The sequence below is a fragment of the Klebsiella sp. K-Nf6 genome (assembly GCF_002806655.1).
GTDB classification, from domain to species: Bacteria; Pseudomonadota; Gammaproteobacteria; order Enterobacterales; family Enterobacteriaceae; genus Klebsiella; species Klebsiella variicola.
Window position 1 is genome coordinate 45520 of sequence record NZ_PIBN01000009.1, and the last position, 19097, is coordinate 64616.

At 56.8% G+C, this 19097-nt stretch carries 14 protein-coding genes and 9 tRNA genes; 18 read left to right on the forward strand and 5 right to left on the reverse strand.

Annotation, left to right across the window (positions count from 1 at the left end):
- The first annotated feature begins 26 nt into the window (after positions 1–26).
- From tcuA to CWM61_RS16105, 3 genes are read left to right on the forward strand one after another with little or no spacing between them, the layout of a single operon-like run.
- Entirely contained in the window at positions 27–1430 is a 1404-nt protein-coding gene (tcuA, locus tag CWM61_RS16095) for an FAD-dependent tricarballylate dehydrogenase TcuA (protein WP_100631543.1), read from the forward strand.
- Entirely contained in the window at positions 1417–2556 is a 1140-nt protein-coding gene (gene tcuB, locus CWM61_RS16100) for a tricarballylate utilization 4Fe-4S protein TcuB (RefSeq protein WP_100631544.1), read from the forward strand. The genes tcuA and tcuB overlap by 14 nt, the downstream gene beginning before the upstream one ends.
- A 55-nt stretch (positions 2557–2611) precedes the next feature.
- On the forward strand, positions 2612–3907 hold the full coding sequence (locus CWM61_RS16105; RefSeq protein WP_100631545.1) for an MFS transporter: 1296 nt from the start codon (positions 2612–2614) through the stop codon (positions 3905–3907).
- Between the two features lie 51 nt (positions 3908–3958).
- Here the strand turns inward: CWM61_RS16105 and chiQ are convergent, their stop codons facing one another.
- Both chiQ and chiP read right to left on the reverse strand, forming a co-directional pair.
- Complete coding sequence (gene chiQ, locus CWM61_RS16110; RefSeq protein WP_061156400.1) at positions 3959–4294, reverse strand: ChiQ/YbfN family lipoprotein; 336 nt, start codon at positions 4292–4294, stop codon at positions 3959–3961.
- Between the two features lie 47 nt (positions 4295–4341).
- Positions 4342–5745, reverse strand: coding sequence for a chitoporin ChiP (chiP, locus tag CWM61_RS16115; RefSeq protein ID WP_061155334.1), 1404 nt, complete (start codon positions 5743–5745; stop codon positions 4342–4344).
- 230 nt (positions 5746–5975) lie between these two features.
- Here chiP and CWM61_RS30180 point away from each other — a divergent pair, with 230 nt between their 5' ends.
- Entirely contained in the window at positions 5976–6128 is a 153-nt protein-coding gene (locus CWM61_RS30180; protein WP_411550375.1) for a hypothetical protein, read from the forward strand.
- Positions 6129–6182: 54 nt separating this feature from the next.
- On the opposite strand, the gene glnS is transcribed toward CWM61_RS30180, so the two are convergent.
- Positions 6183–7850 carry a glutamine--tRNA ligase gene (gene glnS / locus CWM61_RS16125; protein WP_061155335.1) on the reverse strand — a complete coding sequence of 556 codons (1668 nt, stop codon included), beginning with the start codon at positions 7848–7850 and terminating at the stop codon, positions 6183–6185.
- Positions 7851–8028: 178 nt separating this feature from the next.
- On the reverse strand, positions 8029–9984 hold the full coding sequence (gene nagE, locus CWM61_RS16130) for a PTS N-acetyl glucosamine transporter subunit IIABC (RefSeq protein ID WP_074386531.1): 1956 nt from the start codon (positions 9982–9984) through the stop codon (positions 8029–8031).
- A gap of 315 nt (positions 9985–10299) precedes the next feature.
- On the opposite strand from nagE, the gene nagB reads away from it, so the two are divergent.
- From nagB to CWM61_RS16210, 14 genes are all read left to right on the forward strand, one after another.
- Positions 10300–11100: a glucosamine-6-phosphate deaminase gene (nagB, locus tag CWM61_RS16140; protein ID WP_012542446.1), complete on the forward strand. Its 801-nt coding sequence runs from the start codon at positions 10300–10302 to the stop codon at positions 11098–11100.
- A 113-nt stretch (positions 11101–11213) separates the two neighbouring features.
- Positions 11214–12362: an N-acetylglucosamine-6-phosphate deacetylase gene (nagA, locus tag CWM61_RS16145; RefSeq protein ID WP_074386533.1), complete on the forward strand. Its 1149-nt coding sequence runs from the start codon at positions 11214–11216 to the stop codon at positions 12360–12362.
- A gap of 8 nt (positions 12363–12370) precedes the next feature.
- Positions 12371–13591: a DNA-binding transcriptional regulator NagC gene (gene nagC / locus CWM61_RS16150; RefSeq protein ID WP_061155337.1), complete on the forward strand. Its 1221-nt coding sequence runs from the start codon at positions 12371–12373 to the stop codon at positions 13589–13591.
- 128 nt (positions 13592–13719) lie between these two features.
- Positions 13720–14472, forward strand: coding sequence for an HAD-IIA family hydrolase (locus CWM61_RS16155; RefSeq protein ID WP_022065694.1), 753 nt, complete (start codon positions 13720–13722; stop codon positions 14470–14472).
- A gap of 278 nt (positions 14473–14750) precedes the next feature.
- Positions 14751–16415 (forward strand): asparagine synthase B, encoded by a 1665-nt coding sequence (gene asnB / locus CWM61_RS16160; protein WP_061155338.1) that lies wholly within the window; start codon positions 14751–14753, stop codon positions 16413–16415.
- Positions 16416–16651: 236 nt separating this feature from the next.
- A tRNA-Met gene (locus CWM61_RS16170) sits at positions 16652–16728 on the forward strand.
- 8 nt (positions 16729–16736) lie between these two features.
- Positions 16737–16821: transfer RNA gene (locus CWM61_RS16175), tRNA-Leu, on the forward strand.
- 23 nt (positions 16822–16844) lie between these two features.
- Positions 16845–16919, forward strand: a tRNA-Gln gene (locus CWM61_RS16180).
- A gap of 36 nt (positions 16920–16955) precedes the next feature.
- Positions 16956–17030 (forward strand) — tRNA-Gln (locus CWM61_RS16185).
- Positions 17031–17053: 23 nt separating this feature from the next.
- Positions 17054–17130, forward strand: a tRNA-Met gene (locus CWM61_RS16190).
- A 47-nt stretch (positions 17131–17177) separates the two neighbouring features.
- Positions 17178–17252: transfer RNA gene (locus CWM61_RS16195), tRNA-Gln, on the forward strand.
- 75 nt (positions 17253–17327) lie between these two features.
- Positions 17328–17402: transfer RNA gene (locus tag CWM61_RS16200), tRNA-Gln, on the forward strand.
- A 75-nt stretch (positions 17403–17477) separates the two neighbouring features.
- Positions 17478–17552, forward strand: a tRNA-Gln gene (locus CWM61_RS16205).
- Positions 17553–17627: 75 nt separating this feature from the next.
- A tRNA-Gln gene (locus CWM61_RS16210) sits at positions 17628–17702 on the forward strand.
- A gap of 119 nt (positions 17703–17821) precedes the next feature.
- Here the strand turns inward: CWM61_RS16210 and ubiF are convergent.
- Positions 17822–18997, reverse strand: a complete 1176-nt coding sequence (gene ubiF, locus CWM61_RS16215; RefSeq protein WP_074386535.1) for a 3-demethoxyubiquinol 3-hydroxylase — start codon at positions 18995–18997, stop codon at positions 17822–17824.
- Positions 18998–19097 lie beyond the last annotated feature (100 nt).

A 19097-nucleotide genomic window follows, 5' to 3' on the forward strand; every position in this document is an offset into this window, starting at 1 on the left:
TTAATTAAATTGTAAGGGAGCCGATAATGGTGGATGTACTGGTGATTGGCGGCGGCAATGCCGCGCTATGCGCCGCCTTAACCGCCCGGGAAGCTGGCGCCTCGGTGCTGCTGCTGGAGGCGGCGCCGCGGGAGTGGCGCGGCGGCAACTCGCAGCACACGCGTAACCTGCGCTGTATGCACGATGCGCCGCAGGACGTGCTGGTCGAGAGCTACCCGGAAGAAGAGTACTGGCAAGATCTGCTGCGCGTCACCGAGGGGAATACCAACGAAGCGCTGGCCCGACTGGTGATCCGCACCTCGTCACAATGCCGGGACTGGATGCGCCAGCACGGCGTGAACTTTCAGCCACCGCTCTCCGGCGCCCTGCACGTGGCCCGCACCAACGCCTTTTTTATGGGCGGCGGCAAAGCGCTGGTCAATGCCTATTACCGCAGCGCGGAGCAGATGGGGGTGCAGATCCGTTACAACACCCCGGTACAGGCTCTCGAGCTGCGCAACGGCGAATTCGTCGCCGCGCTGGCGGGCGAGGAACGGATTGTTGCGAAAAGCTGCGTCCTCGCCGCCGGCGGATTTGAATCCAACCGCGAATGGCTGCGCGAGGCCTGGGGGCAAAATGACCGCGGTGAATGGCCCGCCGATAACTTCCTCATCCGCGGCACCCGCTTCAACCAGGGGGTGCTGCTCAAGTTTATGATCGACGCCGGGGCAGATATCATCGGCGATCCCTCGCAGTCCCACTGCGTCGCCATTGACGCCCGGGCGCCGCTCTACGATGGCGGGATCTGCACCCGCGTCGACTGCGTGTCGCTGGGGGTAGTGGTCAACCGCGATGCCGACCGCTTTTACGATGAAGGGGAAGATTTCTGGCCCAAACGCTATGCCATCTGGGGCCGGCTGGTCGCCCACCAGCCCGAACAGATCGGCTACTCGATCATCGACAGCAAAGCCATCGGCCACTTTATGCCGCCCGTCTTTCCCGGCGCTCAGGCCAACACCCTTCCCGAGCTGGCCCGCCAGCTCGGCCTGGACAGCGAACGCTTGACGCAAACCATCGCCGAATATAATGCCGCCTGCGCGCCGGGCCAGTTCGATCATACCCGCCTGGATAACTGCGCGACGGCAGGCCTGACGCCGCCAAAGACCCACTGGGCGCGGCCCCTCGATACGCCGCCCTACTACGGCTACGCCCTCCGTCCGGGGATCACCTTCACCTACCTCGGGCTCTACGTCGACAAAACCGCCGCCGTCCACTTCGCCGGCAAACCCAGCCGTAATCTGTTTGTCGCCGGGGAAATGATGGCCGGCAACGTGCTGGGCAAGGGCTACACCGCCGGCGTCGGGATGTCGATTGGCACTACCTTCGGCCGCATCGCCGGCCAGCAAGCCGCCCGGGCGGCACAGCAGGAGAAACACCATGAAGTCGCTTGAGAAGCTGATCATTGACGCGCAGATCATCACCGAGCCGGAGGCGGAAGTCGAACGGGTGATGCAGGTGTGTAACGCCTGCCGCTACTGTGAAGGGTTTTGCGCCGTATTTCCGGCGATGACCCAACGCCTGGCCTTTGGCAAAGCGGATATTAACTATCTGGCTAACCTGTGTCATAACTGCGGCGCTTGCCTGCACGCCTGCCAGTACGCGCCGCCGCACGAGTTTGCCATTAATGTTCCGAAGGCGATGGCCGAAGTCCGGCTCGAGACCTATCAACACTACGCCCAGCCTCCGGCCTTTGGCAGCCTGTACCGCCGGGCTGGCGTGACCACCGTGCTGGCGCTGGTCGGCGGACTGATTTTCTTTCTGCTGCTGGCGATGGGACTTAAAGGCTCGCTGCTTCACTCTCCTCTGGCCGGCGATTTCTATCAGATATTCCCGCATAACCTGCTGGCGTGGATGTTTGGTTCGGTCTTCGTGCTGGCCTTTGGCTTACTGATGACCGGGGTGATCCGCTTCTGGCGCGAGATCTCCCCGGGCCAGCCGCAGCCTGTTGATATCGCAAAGGCCTCACAGGATGCGTTGACGCTGAAATATCTCGACGGCGGGCACGGCAAAGGCTGCAACGAAGCCGATGACGCCTTCACGCTGATGCGCCGCCGTTTCCACCACTTCACCTTCTACGGCTTTATGCTCTGCTTCGCCGCCACCGTGGTGGCCACGGGCTATCACTATTTCGCCGGCCTGGAAGCCCCCTACCCGTTCTTCAGCGTCCCGGTGCTGCTGGGGACCCTCGGCGGCATCGGCCTGCTGGTCGGCCCGGCTGGCCTGCTGTGGCTGAACCTGCGCCGGTCGCCACTGCACGGCGATGCGCGACAAAAACCGATGGACCGCGGCTTTATCCTGCTGCTGCTGCTGACCAGTTTCACCGGCCTGGCCCTGCTGGCGGGACGAGATACCTCGTGGATGGGCATCCTGCTCGCTGTTCATCTCGGGGTGGTGATGGCGCTGTTTTTAACCCTTCCCTACGGAAAATTTGCCCACGGATTTTACCGCTGTGCGGCGTTACTCAAGTGGGCGATTGAGAAGCGGCGCGGAAAACAGGTGGGCGTCGCCGGCGACTGACCCACTCCCTCTGAACCCAATAACAACAAGATAAAGACAATGGAGAGCACACCCTATGACGCAACAACCCACGCGCGCCGGCACCGTCGGCGCTATCCTCCGCGTGACCAGCGGTAATTTTCTTGAACAGTTCGACTTTTTCCTGTTTGGCTTTTATGCCACCTATATCGCCCGCACCTTCTTTCCGGCGGAGAGCGAGTTCGCAGCGCTGATGCTGACCTTTGCGGTGTTTGGTTCGGGCTTCCTGATGCGCCCCATCGGTGCGGTGGTACTCGGTGCCTATATCGACAGAATCGGGCGCCGCAAAGGGCTGATGGTCACCCTGGCGATCATGGGCTGCGGGACGCTTCTGATAGCCCTGGTCCCTGGCTACCACACCATCGGCGTGCTGGCGCCGATCCTGGTGTTAGTGGGCCGCTTGCTGCAGGGGTTCTCCGCGGGTGTCGAGCTTGGCGGGGTGTCGGTCTATCTGTCGGAAATCGCCACACCGGGCAATAAAGGGTTCTATACCAGCTGGCAGTCCGCCAGCCAGCAGGTGGCTATCGTCATGGCGGCGCTGATTGGCTATGCGCTGAACGCCACGCTGGAGCATGAGGAGATCGCTGACTGGGGCTGGCGCATTCCCTTCTTTATTGGCTGTCTGATCATTCCGCTGATTTTCGTGCTGCGCCGCTCGCTGCAGGAGACAGAAGAGTTCCTGCAGCGTAAACACCGCCCGGATACCAAAGAGATCCTGACCACCATCGCCAGCAACTGGCGCATTATTACCGCGGGGACGTTACTGGTGGCGATGACCACCACCACCTTCTATTTTATCACCGTCTATACGCCGACCTACGGCAGAGCCGTGCTGAACCTCAGCGCTCGCGACAGCCTGCTGGTGACCATGCTGGTGGGCATCTCTAATTTTATCTGGTTACCGATTGGCGGGGCGATCTCTGACCGGATCGGCCGTCGCCCGGTGCTGATGGGCATTACGCTGCTGGCGCTGCTCACCACCTGGCCGGTGATGCACTGGCTCACCGCCGCGCCCGATTTCACCCGTATGACGCTGGTCCTGCTGTGGTTCTCGTTCTTCTTTGGTATGTATAACGGCGCGATGGTGGCGGCGCTCACCGAAGTGATGCCAGTGTACGTCCGCACCGTGGGCTTCTCTCTGGCCTTTAGTCTCGCTACTGCCATTTTCGGCGGCCTGACGCCGGCTATCTCTACCGCCCTGGTCGAGCTTACCGGTGATAAAAGTTCACCGGGCTGGTGGCTGATGTGCGCCGCGCTGTGCGGATTCGTTGCCACCGCGCTACTGTTTGTACGCCTGAGCCGCGGCTATCAACCGGCGGAGAGTCAACGCTAAAAAAACAAACGGGCGGAGATGCGCTCCGCCCGTTTGCCACAGCCGTCTGACTTAATGGGGGGTATTATTATTGCTGCGGATCTCTTTCCAGATCTGGTCGCAGCGTGCTTTCACCGCCTGATCGTTGCCGGTACGAGTGGCCTGAATACACTGCTGGTAATCCAGCACGCGAACGCTCTCCTGGTTGGCAAACTGCTGGTGCTGTTTATCCTCTTTCAGCACATTCAGTACGCTCTGACAGGCTTCAATCTTGTCCGGATTCCCTTCCGCCGTATTAATACAGGCGCTATAGGCATCTTTGAGTTTGGTGTCTTCTTTTGGCGCTGGCGACGTGGCGCAGGCCACCAAACCCGATGCCATCATGGCAATAAGCAGCATTTTTTTCATCATTGTTCTCCCAGAGGTGCGGCAGGCTCACGCCCGCCGCGCAGGCATCAGAAAATAGTGAACGGGGCGATAACCATGAACTTCACGTCGCGCTCATCCTGGAAGATGTTGCCGTAGCCGCCGCTCCAGCTCGGAATATCGGAATGGTTGTCGTACTGGGTAAAGTGCAGTTTGAACAGGGTGCCCTTCGCCCGGCCTTCCTGCACGGTATACAGTGCATCCAGGCTGTAAGCTGACTCTTTCAGGCGATAGTTCGGATCGTAGTACGCATCCGGTGAGGACATTCTCCCCGGCTTCGCATCCCAGGCGTACACATAAGACGCGCCAAACGCCCAGCCCGGCATGTCCCAGTTTTTCATGTCATACATCGCGCCGAAGAAGACCGCTTTTTCGTCGTTGGCGTTGAAGTCGGAGCGGTTATCCCACCAGATATCAAGACGGCCGTTGGAAGAGGCGTAGGTTGGGGTCATACGCTGCAGGAAGTAGCCCTGCTGGCCTTCGGCCTTCACCCAGGTACCTTCCAGACGCAGGTCCAGCACATCCGCCACTTTATAGCCAAAGGTCAGTGCCTGCAGCCATGCGGTGCCGTCATAGATATCGTTGATGCCGCCGTTGCTGACCTTATCGCGGGTGCCATAGAACTGGTAGCTGGTGCTCAACGGCGCGCCAGCGACGTCAAATTTGTAGCTGGCTTTTGCAAAGTACTGATCGATATAGCCTTGTGCCTGACCAAATGCCGCTTCCAGCACCAGGTCATTTTTGAAATCATATTTGGCACCGACGGAGTGGAGATAATCGACTTTGGTTTTCTTGTCGTTCTGATAGAAGTCGTCCATCTCGATATGCCATGGCGCTTTATACTCGTTCGTCCACATATAGGAGAAACTTAATGCGCCCGCAGTACCGTAGTCGAAGTTAGCCCCGGCTTCCGCCCCCTGATAGGTACCTGGCATAAAGCTCCAGTGCGGCGCCAGCAGAGTCTGGCCGGTTGGCTGGATATAGCCCGCGCGCGCCCACGTCGGACCGTATTTGAATTTTGCTGCGGCCTTATACAGGCTGATGCCGCTCTTATCGCCAGAGTAATCTTCGTCATAGGCTTTGTTGCGCGACGAGAAGGCGATTTCGTTCGGGTGGCCACTATCGCCGTTCTCAGCCATTTCAATCGCGGTAAATGCAGCAATATCAAGGCCAAACATATCGGCGGCATAGCCGGACTGGAAGTCCAGGTTGGCGTTCCAGGTGGAGTGTGAAAGGTTGGTTTTATATTTGTCGCCGTCGGTCACATCTTTACGGTCACGCTCACGCTGCCAGTAATAGATACCGCCGGTTAAGGTTGAATCATCGATAAATCCTGCTGCACTGGCCTGCGGAATCACAACCCAGCCCGACATCGCGGTGACGGCGGCAATAGCCAGCGCCAGCGTACTACGTTTGCCACTAAACGTACGCATGTGCATATCCTCTTTGACGTTTTAAAAGGCGAAGACCAACGGTCATTCGCTAAAAAAATAAATAAAACTGCAAAATGTGGGGCGGTGAAAAAGGCCGCGAAACCACTGTAGATAGACTATTTTTCGTGACGCGAATTATCAATGTTTTTCGTGAGGCAAAGCTTAAGATTATGACAAAGCGCACATAATTTATGTCTTTTTGTTACAGTCTTATCTCTGATGATTTTGTTATGGAAGTCATTGCAAAATCAGGGAAAAAAGCGAGAATTGAAAGCGATTACATTGGTTTTTTGTATGTGACGGGAAACATCAGAAGCGCTATTTATTACCGTGCAGCAACAGGATTAATTCGCATCGCGAAAATAAAAAGTTTAATTAGCTGATTCTGAAACAAAAAAAAGCGCCGCAAGGTGCGGCGCTTTTACAGGAAGGGAAATTTATTCGCCGACTTTCGCCCAGGTATCACGCAGCCCGACAGTGCGGTTGAACACCAGACTGGTTGCGGTTGCATAGCGACTGTCGAGGCAGAAGTAACCTTCACGTTCAAACTGGTAAGCTTTGCCCGCTTCGGCCTGCGCCAGGCTCGGCTCCGCATATCCCTGCTTGATCACCAGTGATTGCGGATTGATCACCGCGAGGAAATCTTCCTCCGCACCCGGGTTCGGTACGCTGAACAGGCGATCGTAGAGACGGATCTCCACCGGCAGCGCATGCGCCGCACTCACCCAGTGAATCACGCCTTTGACCTTGCGACCGTCGGCCGGATCTTTACTCAGGGTATCGGCATCGTAGGTGCAGAAAATAGTGGTGATATTGCCTTCGGCATCTTTCTCCACGCGTTCCGCTTTGATCACGTAGGCATTGCGCAGACGCACTTCTTTACCCAGCACCAGACGCTTGTACTGTTTGTTGGCTTCTTCGCGGAAGTCAGCGCGGTCGATCCAGATTTCGGCGCTGAACGGCACTTCGCGGCTGCCCATTTCCGGCTTGTTCGGATGGTTCGGCATCGCCACCATTTCGCTTTCGCCCTGCGGATAGTTCTCGATAACCAGTTTCACCGGATCGATCACCGCCATCGCGCGCGGGGCGTTTTCATTCAGATCTTCACGAATGCACGACTCCAGCGACGCCATCTCAATGGTGTTGTCCTGCTTGGTCACGCCGATGCGTTTGCAGAACTCGCGGATGGATTCAGCGGTATAGCCGCGACGGCGCAGACCGGAAATAGTCGGCATACGCGGGTCATCCCAGCCTTCCACATGCTTTTCCGTCACCAGCTGATTCAGCTTACGCTTGGACATCACGGTGTATTCGAGATTCAGGCGCGAGAATTCATACTGACGCGGATGAACCGGAATACTGATGTTGTCGAGCACCCAGTCGTACAGACGACGGTTATCCTGGAACTCCAGGGTACACAGCGAGTGGGTGATGCCTTCCAGCGCATCGCTGATGCAGTGGGTAAAGTCGTACATCGGGTAGATGCACCACTTGTTGCCGGTCTGATGATGCTCAGCGAACTTAATGCGGTACAGCACCGGGTCGCGCATCACGATGAACGGCGACGCCATATCGATCTTCGCGCGCAGGCAGGCTTTGCCCTCTTCGAAGCCGCCGCTGCGCATTTTTTCGAACAGCGCCAGGTTTTCTTCCACGCTGCGGTCGCGATACGGGCTGTTTTTACCCGGCGCTTTCAGGGTGCCGCGGTATTCGCGAATTTCATCAGGAGAAAGTTCATCAACATAGGCCAGACCTTTGTTGATCAGCTCAACCGCATATTGATGCAGCTGATCAAAGTAATCAGACGAGTAGCAAACGTCCCCGGACCAGTGGAAACCTAACCACTGCACGTCGTTTTTAATCGACTCAACGTATTCGATATCTTCTTTCACCGGGTTGGTGTCATCGAAACGCAGGTTGCATTGGCCCTGATAATCCTGCGCGATGCCGAAGTTCAGGCAGATGGATTTCGCATGGCCAATGTGCAGATAACCGTTCGGCTCCGGCGGGAAGCGGGTGTGAACGGTGGTATGTTTACCGGTAGCCAGATCTTCATCAATGATCTGACGGATAAAGTTAGTCGGGCGGGCTTCTGCCTCACTCATCACGGGTTCCTCAAAGCGTAAACAACGTATAACGGCACATGATCTTACAAGCAGGACGTAGTGACAACTATTAGTTACGTAAAATGGGTATCAGAAGAGGATTATGGGGCCGATTGCTGGAAAAAAAAGCGGCGAAGGTTTCCCTTCGCCGCTGAGGCATAAACTCGACTCAGGAGCCTTACTTGCCTTTAATCTCATACAGCGGCGTCTGGCCGGCAACAACCTTACCGCTCGCCAGTATCACCAGCGCGCTGTAGTCATCGCTGTTGCTGCAGACGACCGGACTGATCATCGAGCGCGCGTTGGCGTTGAGGAAGTCCAGATCCATTTCCAGAATCGGCTCACCGGCCTTCACGTCCGTGCCCTCTTCAACCAGACGTTTGAAGCCCTTGCCTTCCAGCGCCACGGTATCGATACCCATGTGGACGACGATTTCCGCGCCGTTGTTGGTTTCGAGGCAGAACGCGTGGTTAGTGTTGAAAATTTTCACCACGGTACCGGCGGCCGGGGCCACCACGATATTGCTGGTCGGTTTCACCGCGATACCGTCGCCGACGGCTTTGCTGGCGAAGGCTTCGTCCGGCACCTGCTCGAGGGCCACTACGTCACCGGTAATCGGTGAAACCAGCGACTCAACGGTCTTCGCGTTCGCTACCGCCTGCGGTTTTGCCGCTGGCGCTGCGGTGGCGACATTGCCAGCCGTTGCGGCTGCCGCTGCCGCTACCGGGCCACGGGTAACCACTTTTTTCATCTCATCGCCGATAGACTCTGCTTTCGCACCGACGATAACCTGGATGGTTTGCTTATTCAGTTTCACCACCCCGGATGCGCCGAGACGTTTACAGGCGGCGTCGTTCACTTTCGCCGAATCGCCCACGGTCAGACGCAGACGGGTGATACAGGCATCAATCGCTTTCAGGTTGTCAGTGCCGCCCACCGCGGCGATATAGCTGGTCGCCAGCTGGGTCAGCCCCTCTTCGGTGTTGCTGTTGGCTTCTTCAGTGACGACGTCGTCGGCTTTGTCTTCACGACCCGGCGTTTTCAGGTTGAACATGCGGATAACCGCGCTGAACAGCAGGAAGTAGACAAAGAAGAACACCACGCCCATCACCAGCAGCATCCAGACGTTTTTGCTGGCGGCCGGCAGGCTGTACATCAACACGTAGTCGATTGCACCCGCGGAGAAGGAGAAGCCCGCGTGGATCCCCAGCGCTGTTGCAATGAACAGGCTGATACCGGTCAGCACCGCGTGCAGGAGGTACAGCAGCGGAGCCAGGAACATGAACAGGAATTCCAGCGGCTCGGTTACCCCGGTCAGGAACGCAGTGATGGCAACAGACAGCAGCATACCGCCGACCATCGGACGACGCGCTTTCGGCGCCGCCAGATACATCGCCAGCGCCGCACCCGGCAGACCAAACATCATGATCGGGAAGAAGCCAGACATGAACATCCCCGCGGTGCCGTCGCCGGCGTAGAAGCGGTTGATGTCGCCGTGGAACACAGCGCCTGCGGCGTTAGTGAACTCACCAATCTGGAACCAGGCGATGGTGTTCAGCACCTGATGCAGACCGGTTGGGATCAGCAGACGGTTGATGAAGCCAAAGATACCGGAACCCAGCGCGCCAGCGGAGACGATCCATTCGCCACCAGCGTGGATAGCATGCTGTACCGGCGGCCAGACGTAACCGAAGAGTGCGGCGAGGATCAGACAGAAGAAGCCGGTGGCGATCGGCACGAAGCGTTTGCCGCCGAAGAAGCTCAGGAAGTCCGGCAGCTTGATGCCGGCCCAGCGGTTGTACACCGCCCCTGCCACCAGACCGGTAATGATACCGGCCAGCACGCCCATGTTTATTTCCGGGTTGATGGTGACCATCGCTTTGGTCATCACGAAATACCCTACTGCGCCAGCCAGCGCCGCAGAACCGGCGTTATCCTTGGACCAGCTTGATGCCACACCAATCGCGAAGATCAGCGCCAGATTGTCGAAGATTGCCCCACCCGCTTGCGCGATGAAGGGTACATTCAACAGGTCTGGTTGCCCGAAACGCAGCAGTAATGCCGCGACCGGCAGCACTGCGATAGGGAGCTGCAACGCCCTACCCAGTCGCTGAAAGAAACCTAAAATATTCATCTTATTCCCCCTATGAGACCCCGATGAGGCTCATTTACTAAGCCACTTTTTTATTGTGTAACAAGGTCGGTTTTATCACTTACCGGCAAAGTGTGTGAAAAATTAATTCGTATCGCAAATTAAACGGGTATTTTTTGTGATAATTATCACCAAATATCGTATTCCCCCCTCCCTTTCACTGGCTAACATCGAAAACTTATTTTATCATTCAAAAAATCAACACGGATTGACCCCGGTCGGCGCAGTTGCTGCAATACTCTCCTCAGAGTGCTGGCGCCAATCCGCCAGAATCTACTTTAACTATAGAGGTGAAGAATGAGACTGATCCCCCTGGTAACCGCTGAGCAGGTCGGTAAATGGGCTGCCCGCCACATCGTTAACCGTATTAATGCATTCAAACCGACTGCGGACCGCCCGTTCGTGCTGGGTCTGCCAACCGGTGGCACTCCTCTGACCGCCTACAAAGCGCTGGTTGAAATGCATAAAGCAGGCCAGGTTAGCTTCAAACACGTCGTCACCTTTAATATGGACGAATATGTCGGCCTGCCAAAAGAGCATCCGGAAAGCTATCATAGCTTCATGCACCGTAATTTCTTTGACCACGTTGATATTCCGGCAGAAAATATCAACCTGCTGAATGGTAACGCGCCGGATATCGATGCGGAATGCCGTCGCTATGAAGAAAAAATTCGTTCCTACGGTAAAATCCACCTGTTCATGGGCGGCGTGGGCAACGATGGCCACATCGCGTTCAACGAACCGGCCTCTTCTCTGGCGTCCCGTACCCGTATTAAGACCCTGACTCATGACACCCGTGTGGCGAACTCCCGCTTCTTCGATGGTGATGTGGATCTGGTGCCGAAATACGCGTTGACCGTGGGCGTAGGCACCCTGCTGGATGCAGAAGAAGTGATGATTCTGGTGCTGGGTCATCAGAAAGCGCTGGCGCTGCAGGCGGCGGTAGAAGGTAACGTCAACCATATGTGGACCATTACCTGTCTGCAGTTGCATCCGAAAGCAGTGATTGTCTGCGACGAGCCGTCCACCATGGAGCTGAAAGTGAAAACCCTGAAATATTTCAACGAATTAGAAGCTGAAAATATTAAAGGTCTGTAATGTAGTCGTGTCCCGCGACTTGCGCGGGACCCTCTTTTTCTTTGTATGCATCATCAGGCCGGCGGCAAATGAACGATTGCTGACCTGATGGGGCGTATATACCGGGGGTCGTAATGTATGCATTAACCCAGGGCCGGGTTTATACCGGTCATGAAATTCTCGATGACCATGCGGTTGTTATCGCCAATGGCCTAATCGAACGTCTCTGTCCGCTGGCGGATTTGCCGTCTGACATGGAGCAGCGCTCGGTCAACGGCGCAATAATTGCCCCCGGTTTTATCGACGTTCAGCTGAACGGCTGCGGCGGCGTGCAGTTTAACGACAGCCCAGAAGCGGTCACCGTTGAAACGCTGGAGATCATGCAGAAGGCGAACGAACGTTCAGGCTGCACCAGCTTCCTGCCGACGCTGATTACCTCCAGTGACGATCTGATGAAGCAAGGTATCCGCGTGATGCGTGAATACCTGCAAAAACACCCGAACCAGGCGCTGGGTCTGCATCTGGAAGGACCGTGGCTGAATATCGTCAAGAAAGGCACCCACAACCCGGACTACGTGCGTAAACCGGACGCCGCGCTGGTCGATTTCCTCTGCGATAACGCCGATGTGATCACCAAGGTGACCCTCGCCCCTGAACGCGTTGAGCCGGAAGTGATCCGTAAACTGGTTGCCGCCGGGATCGTCGTCTCCGCCGGTCACTCCAACGCCACGCTGAAAGAGGCGAAAGTGGGCTTCCGCGCCGGCATTACCTTCGCCACTCACCTCTATAACGCGATGCCGTACATTACCGGCCGCGAACCCGGCCTGGCCGGGGCGATTTTTGACGAGCCGGATGTCTACTGCGGTATTATTGTCGACGGGATGCATGTCGATTATGCCAACGTACGTAACGCCAAGCGCCTGAAAGGCGACAAACTGTGCCTGGTCACCGACGCCACCGCGCCGGCGGGGGCGAATATTGACCAGTTCATTTTTGCCGGGAAAACAATATACTACCGCAATGGACTGTGCGTAGATGAAAACGGCACGCTCAGCGGCTCCTCCCTGACCATGATTGAAGGGGTGCGTAATCTGGTGGAGCATTGCGGCGTGGCACTGGACGAAGTATTGCGGATGGCGACGCTCTATCCCGCGCGCGCTATCGGTGTGGACAAGCAGCTCGGCAGCATTGCGCCGGGCATGGTCGCTAACCTGACCGCCTTTACACGCGATTATAAAATCACCAAGACCATCGTTAATGGTAACGAGGTCGTCACTGAGTAAGTAAAAGTATGACAGCAGGCGGACAAGCTCAAATTGGTAACGTTGACCTCGTAAAACAACTGAACAGCGCGGCCGTGTACCGCCTGATTGACCAGCATGGGCCTATCTCGCGCATTCAGATAGCCGAACAAAGCCAGCTTGCCCCTGCCAGCGTGACCAAAATCACGCGTCAGCTTATTGAGCGCGGCCTGATCAAAGAAGTTGATCAGCAGGCCTCCACCGGAGGCCGCCGCGCTATCTCTATCATCGCTGAAACCCGCAACTTCAACGCCATCGGCGTGCGGCTTGGCCGCTATGACGCCACTCTGACCCTGTATGATTTAAGCAGCAAGACCCTGGAAGAGGAACATTTTCCCCTGCCCGAGCGCACCCAGGAAACGCTGGAACACGCCCTGCTGAATATCATCGCTACCTTTATTGAAAACTGTCAGCGCAAAATTCGCGAGCTGATCGCCATCTCGGTGATCCTGCCGGGGCTGGTCGATCCGGAAAGCGGCGTGATCCGCTATATGCCACATATTGCGGTGGAAAACTGGGGCCTGGTCGGAGCGCTGGAAAAACGCTTCAACGTCACCTGCTATGTCGGGCACGATATCCGCAGCCTGGCGCTGGCCGAGCACTATTTCGGTGCAAGTCAGGACTGCGAAGACTCCATCCTGGTGCGCGTACACCGCGGTACCGGCGCGGGCATCATCTCCAACGGGCGCATTTTTATTGGCCGGAACGGCAACGTCGGCGAAATAGGCCATATCCAGGTCGACCCGCTGGGCGAGCGCTGCCACTGCGGCAACTTCGGCTGCCTCGAGACCGTCGCGGCCAATGCCGCCATCGAACAGCGGGTTCGCCACCTGCTTGAGCAGGGCTACCAGAGCCGTCTAACGCTGGATGACTGCACGATCAAAACTATCTGCAAAGCGGCCAACAAGGGCGATGCCCTGGCCTGCGAGGTGATTGAGTACGTGGGGCGTCACCTTGGGAAAACGATCGCCATCGCGATTAACCTGTTCAATCCGCAAAAAATCGTCGTTGCCGGCGAAATAGTGGAAGCTGAGAAGGTCCTTCTTCCGGCCATCGAAGGCTGCATTAACGCCCAGGCGCTGAAAGCGTTTCGCAAGAACCTGCCGGTGGTGCGCTCTACTCTCGACCATCGCTCAGCAATTGGCGCCTTCGCGCTGGTCAAACGCGCCATGCTCAATGGCACGCTGCTGCAGCGCTTGCTTGAGAGCTAATCGCCTCTTTATTGATAGCGCGAAACGATCCGCATCACCCTGTCGCTGGTGGGTATGGTCCACCAGCGATGTGAAACCTCATCGATGACGAGTATAGTTTCGTCTTTGTTAATGATTCTGGACCCACCATGACCATTCAAAACATAATTTGTGATATTGACGGCGTGCTGATGCACGATAACGTCGCCGTTCCCGGCGCTGCCGAGTTTATCAAACGCATCCTCGATAAAGGCATGCCGCTGGTAATGCTGACCAACTACCCGTCGCAAACCGGCCAGGATTTGGCCAACCGTTTCGCCACCGCCGGCATCGACGTGCCGGATACCGCGTTTTACACCTCGGCGATGGCCACCGCCGATTTCCTGCGCCGCCAGGAAGGCAAGAAAGCCTATGTGGTGGGTGAAGGGGCGCTGATCCACGAACTGTACAAAGCCGGCTTTACCATCACCGATGTGAACCCGGATTTTGTCATCGTCGGGGAAACCCGTTCATTCAACTGGGAGATGATGCATAAGGCCGCCTTCTTCGTTGCCAACGGCGCCCGCTTCATTGCCACCAACCCGGATACGCACGGTCGCGGCTTCTACCCGGCCTGTGGCGCACTGTGCGCCGGCATTGAGAAGATCTCCGGCCGCAAGCCGTTTTACGTCGGTAAACCGAGCCCGTGGATCATCCGCTCAGCGCTGAACAAAATGCAGGCTCACTCCGAGCAGACGGTGATCGTCGGCGATAACCTGCGCACCGACATTCTGGCCGGCTTCCAGGCGGGGCTGGAGACTATTCTGGTGCTCTCCGGGGTCTCCACCCTCGATGACATCGACAGCATGCCGTTTCGCCCATCGTGGATTTACCCTTCCGTTGCGGAAATCGATATTTTCTGATGCCAACCACGTCGCAGGACGTGGTTTTTCATTTATAGCGCCTGCCAAAAGTCATTCATCTAATAAAAACGGCTTATAAATGCGTATTCCTCAATAAAGCCGCTCAAAAGATACTCTTTTTTTACTGTTCAACAATCACAGTTGCGTTTTTTCTTTTTCAGGCTGCAAAACCCTTGCGCCAGCGCCCCCTTTACGGCATTTTCTTAAACACGCACTCAGGCTTCGCCACGAGACGAAGCCAGCACAACATCAAACACGACAGGGTAATGGAGAAGGTTATGTGTTCTATTTTTGGCGTACTGGATATTAAAACTGACGCAGGCGAGCTGCGTAAAAAGGCGCTGGAGCTTTCCCGCCTGATGCGCCATCGCGGTCCGGACTGGTCTGGCGTGTATGCCAGCGACAAAGCGATTCTGGCGCACGAGCGCCTGTCTATTGTCGACGTCAACGCCGGTGCCCAGCCGCTGTACAACGCCGAAAAAACCCATGCGCTGGCCGTTAACGGCGAGATCTACAACCATCAGGCACTGCGCGCGGAGTATGGCGATCGCTATCAGTTCCAGACCGGCTCTGACTGCGAAGTGATCCTCGCGCTGTATCAGGAAAAAGGCCCGGAGTTCCTCGACGACCTGCAGGGGATGTTCGCCTTCGCCCTGTACGACAGCGAGAAAGACGCGTACTTAATTGGTCGCGACCATATCGGTATTATTCCGCTGTATATGGGCCATGACGAACACGGCAACTTCTATGTCGCCTCCGAAATGAAAGCGCTGGTGCCGGTATGCCGCACCATTAAAGAGTTCCCGGCGGGTAGCTACCTGTGGAGCAAAGACGGCGAAATTCGCCAGTACTATCAGCGCGACTGGTTCGATTACGACGCGGTGAAAGACAACGTTACCGATAAGAACGAGCTGCGTCAGGCGCTGGAAGAATCGGTGAAAAGCCACCTGATGTCCGACGTGCCTTACGGCGTGCTGCTCTCCGGCGGTCTTGATTCATCGGTCATCTCGGCTATCACCAAGAAATTCGCCGCCCGTCGCGTCGAAGATCAGGAGCGTAGCGAAGCCTGGTGGCCGCAGCTGCACTCCTTCGCGGTCGGTCTGGAAGGCTCTCCTGACCTGAAAGCGGCGCAGGAAGTGGCCAACCACCTCGGCACCGTACACCACGAAATTCACTTTACGGTCCAGGAAGGGCTGGATGCGATCCGCGACGTTATCTATCACATCGAAACCTACGATGTGACCACTATCCGCGCCTCGACGCCGATGTACCTGATGTCGCGTAAAATTAAAGCCATGGGCATCAAGATGGTGCTTTCCGGCGAAGGCTCGGACGAAGTGTTCGGCGGCTACCTCTATTTCCATAAGGCGCCGAACGCCAAAGAACTGCACGAAGAGACGGTGCGTAAGCTGCAGGCGCTGCATATGTTTGACTGCGCCCGCGCCAACAAAGCGATGTCCGCCTGGGGCGTGGAAGCCCGCGTGCCGTTCCTCGATAAGAAATTCCTCGACGTGGCGATGCGCATTAACCCGCAGGATAAGATGTGCGGCAACGGCAAAATGGAAAAACACGTACTGCGTGAATGCTTCGAATCTTACCTGCCGGCCAGCGTTGCCTGGCGGCAGAAAGAACAGTTCTCTGACGGCGTCGGCTACAGCTGGATCGATACGCTGAAAGAAGTGGCCGCGAAACAGGTCAGCGATCAGCAGCTGGAAACGGCGAGCTTCCGCTTCCCGTACAACACGCCGACCTCCAAAGAAGGCTATCTGTACCGCGAGATCTTCGAAGAGCTGTTCCCGCTGCCGAGCGCGGCAGAGTGTGTCCCTGGCGGTCCGTCGGTGGCCTGCTCTTCAGCGAAAGCCATTGAGTGGGATGAAGCGTTCAAGACCATGAACGATCCATCAGGCCGTGCGGTGGGCGTCCACCAGTCGGCCTACAAATAAGCCCTGACGGGTGCTGAAACGCCAAACGGACCCTCCGGGGTCCGTTTTCTTTTTGCAGGATTTATACCGCTGAAAAACGATAAATAACCAATAATTGCCGAATATTGCAGCGAGCTGTTCGCAACCTAACCAAACAGTCACATTACAACGATTTTCCTTGAAAAAGAGGTTGACGCTCGCAGGCCCAATACGCATAATGCGCCCCGCAACGCCGATAAGGTTACGCGAAAAAAGATGGCTACGTAGCTCAGCTGGTTAGAGCACATCACTCATAATGATGGGGTCACAGGTTCGAATCCCGTCGTAGCCACCATCTTTTTTGCGGGAGTGGCGAAATTGGTAGACGCACCAGATTTAGGTTCTGGCGCCGCAAGGTGTGCGAGTTCAAGTCTCGCCTCCCGCACCATTCACCAGTCAGCGTTGTACGGATGGGGTATCGCCAAGCGGTAAGGCACCGGTTTTTGATACCGGCATTCCCTGGTTCGAATCCAGGTACCCCAGCCATATTTCTTCGATATTTGCGGTTCACCGCGACGGTATTGGGGTATCGCCAAGCGGTAAGGCACCGGTTTTTGATACCGGCATTCCCTGGTTCGAATCCAGGTACCCCAGCCATCGAAGAAACAGTGAGACAATTTGGCTACGTAGCTCAGCTGGTTAGAGCACATCACTCATAATGATGGGGTCACAGGTTCGAATCCCGTCGTAGCCACCATATTCAGGACGTATCGATACGCATCGATAAATCCGTAAACAATTTGTTGGGGTATCGCCAAGCGGTAAGGCACCGGATTCTGATTCCGGCATTCCGAGGTTCGAATCCTCGTACCCCAGCCAAATTAAAAAGTCGCTCAGCAATGAACGCACTGTTGCCCTCAACCGGGGTAGTTACGGTAAAGCGCAACAGACAATTGGGGTATCGCCAAGCGGTAAGGCACCGGATTCTGATTCCGGCATTCCGAGGTTCGAATCCTCGTACCCCAGCCAAATTAAAAAGTCGCTCAGCAATGAACGCACTGTTGCCCTCAACCGGGGTAGTTACGGTAAAGCGCAACAGACAATTGGGGTATCGCCAAGCGGTAAGGCACCGGATTCTGATTCCGGCATTCCGAGGTTCGAATCCTCGTACCCCAGCCAAATTAAAAAGTCGCTCAGCAATGAACGCACTGTTGCCCTCAACCGGGGTAGTTACGGTAAAGCGCAACAGACAATTGGGGTATCGCCAAGCGGTAAGGCACCGGATTCTGATTCCGGCATTCCGAGGTTCGAATCCTCGTACCCCAGCCACTTAAATGCAAAAAAGCTCACTTCGGTGGGCTTTTTTGCTATTGGCGTCCTGACACGCTTACGCAGTACTGACTGCCGGGCAGGCGCTTTCCACTCCGCCCCTGCCCGGGAAGCCAGTTTTACAAGCCTAAGGCATACTTCAGCGCCTGACGCTTGAATACCCCGGCGCGTTCAGCCGCCATCAGGCCAATATTGCGCAGCATCCGCACCGGCGCCAGGTCATTACTGAATCCGGCATAAAACAGATCCATCCCCGACTGCATGATAAAATTATCCGCTCGCCGCCGCGCCTGGTAGCGCTTCAGCACCGGCAGGCTGGCCCAGTCTTCGCCTCGACCGCGCGCTTCCGCCAGGATCTCCAGCAGGGCATCCACATCGCGGTAGCCAAGGTTAACCCCCTGCCCCGCCAGGGGATGAATGGTATGTGCCGCATCGCCCACCAGCGCCAGGCCGGGCTGGACATACTGCAGCGCATGACGCCGGGTGAGCGGAAAAGCACCCGCCGCCTGCGGCGTCACACGACCCAGGCGTGCCGGAAAGTGACTGGCGACCTCCTGCTGGAGCTGCGCCATGGTCATGCCCTGCAGCTGACGGATCCGCGCCGGCGCGTCGTACCAGACCAGCGAGGCCCAGTTGTCAAACAGCGGCAGGAAGGCGCGCGGTCCGCTGGGGGTAAACTGCTGCCAGGTGCTGTCACCGGGATCGTCGGGGCATTCGACGCTGATCAGCATACAGGATTGCTGATATTGCCAGGCGTGTACGCCGATGCCGGCCATCTCCCGCACCTGGGAATTGGCGCCGTCGGCGCCGATCACCAGCCGGGCGTGGATCGCCTCTCCCTCGCGTAAATGCAGCGCGGTATGCGCCTCGCCGCGCTGCATCGCCTCCAGTTCGCTACCAACGCGCAGGGTGACCCCTTCATGCGCCGCCAGCGCTTGCCAGAGGCCCCATTGCAGGACCTTGTTCTCGACCATATAGCCCAGTTCCGGCAGTTTAAGCTCTGCGGCGTCAAAGGCGACGTGCGCGCTCTCCCACTCCCAGGTCTCCAGACGACGATAAGCGTGGACGCGCATCGCCCTTATGGCATCCCAGACGCCGAGGCTCTTCAGCAGGCCGACCGAAGCCGCGCTGATAGCCGAGATCCGTACATCCGGGGCGGATGCCGGATCGAAAACCGGTGGCGCCGCTTTCTCAAGCACCGTCACGGTAAATCCCTGTTGCGCCAGCCCTAACGCCAGGGCGCCGCCGACCATGCCGCCGCCCACGATAGCGACATCTGTTGCGTGAATTGTCATGGCTATTATCCTTAAAGCAGAATCCGTTAAGTTTACCGGATTTTTTGTCCCCTTGCGGTGATAACGCTCGCACTGGTCAGGGGGCGACCAAAGCATTACA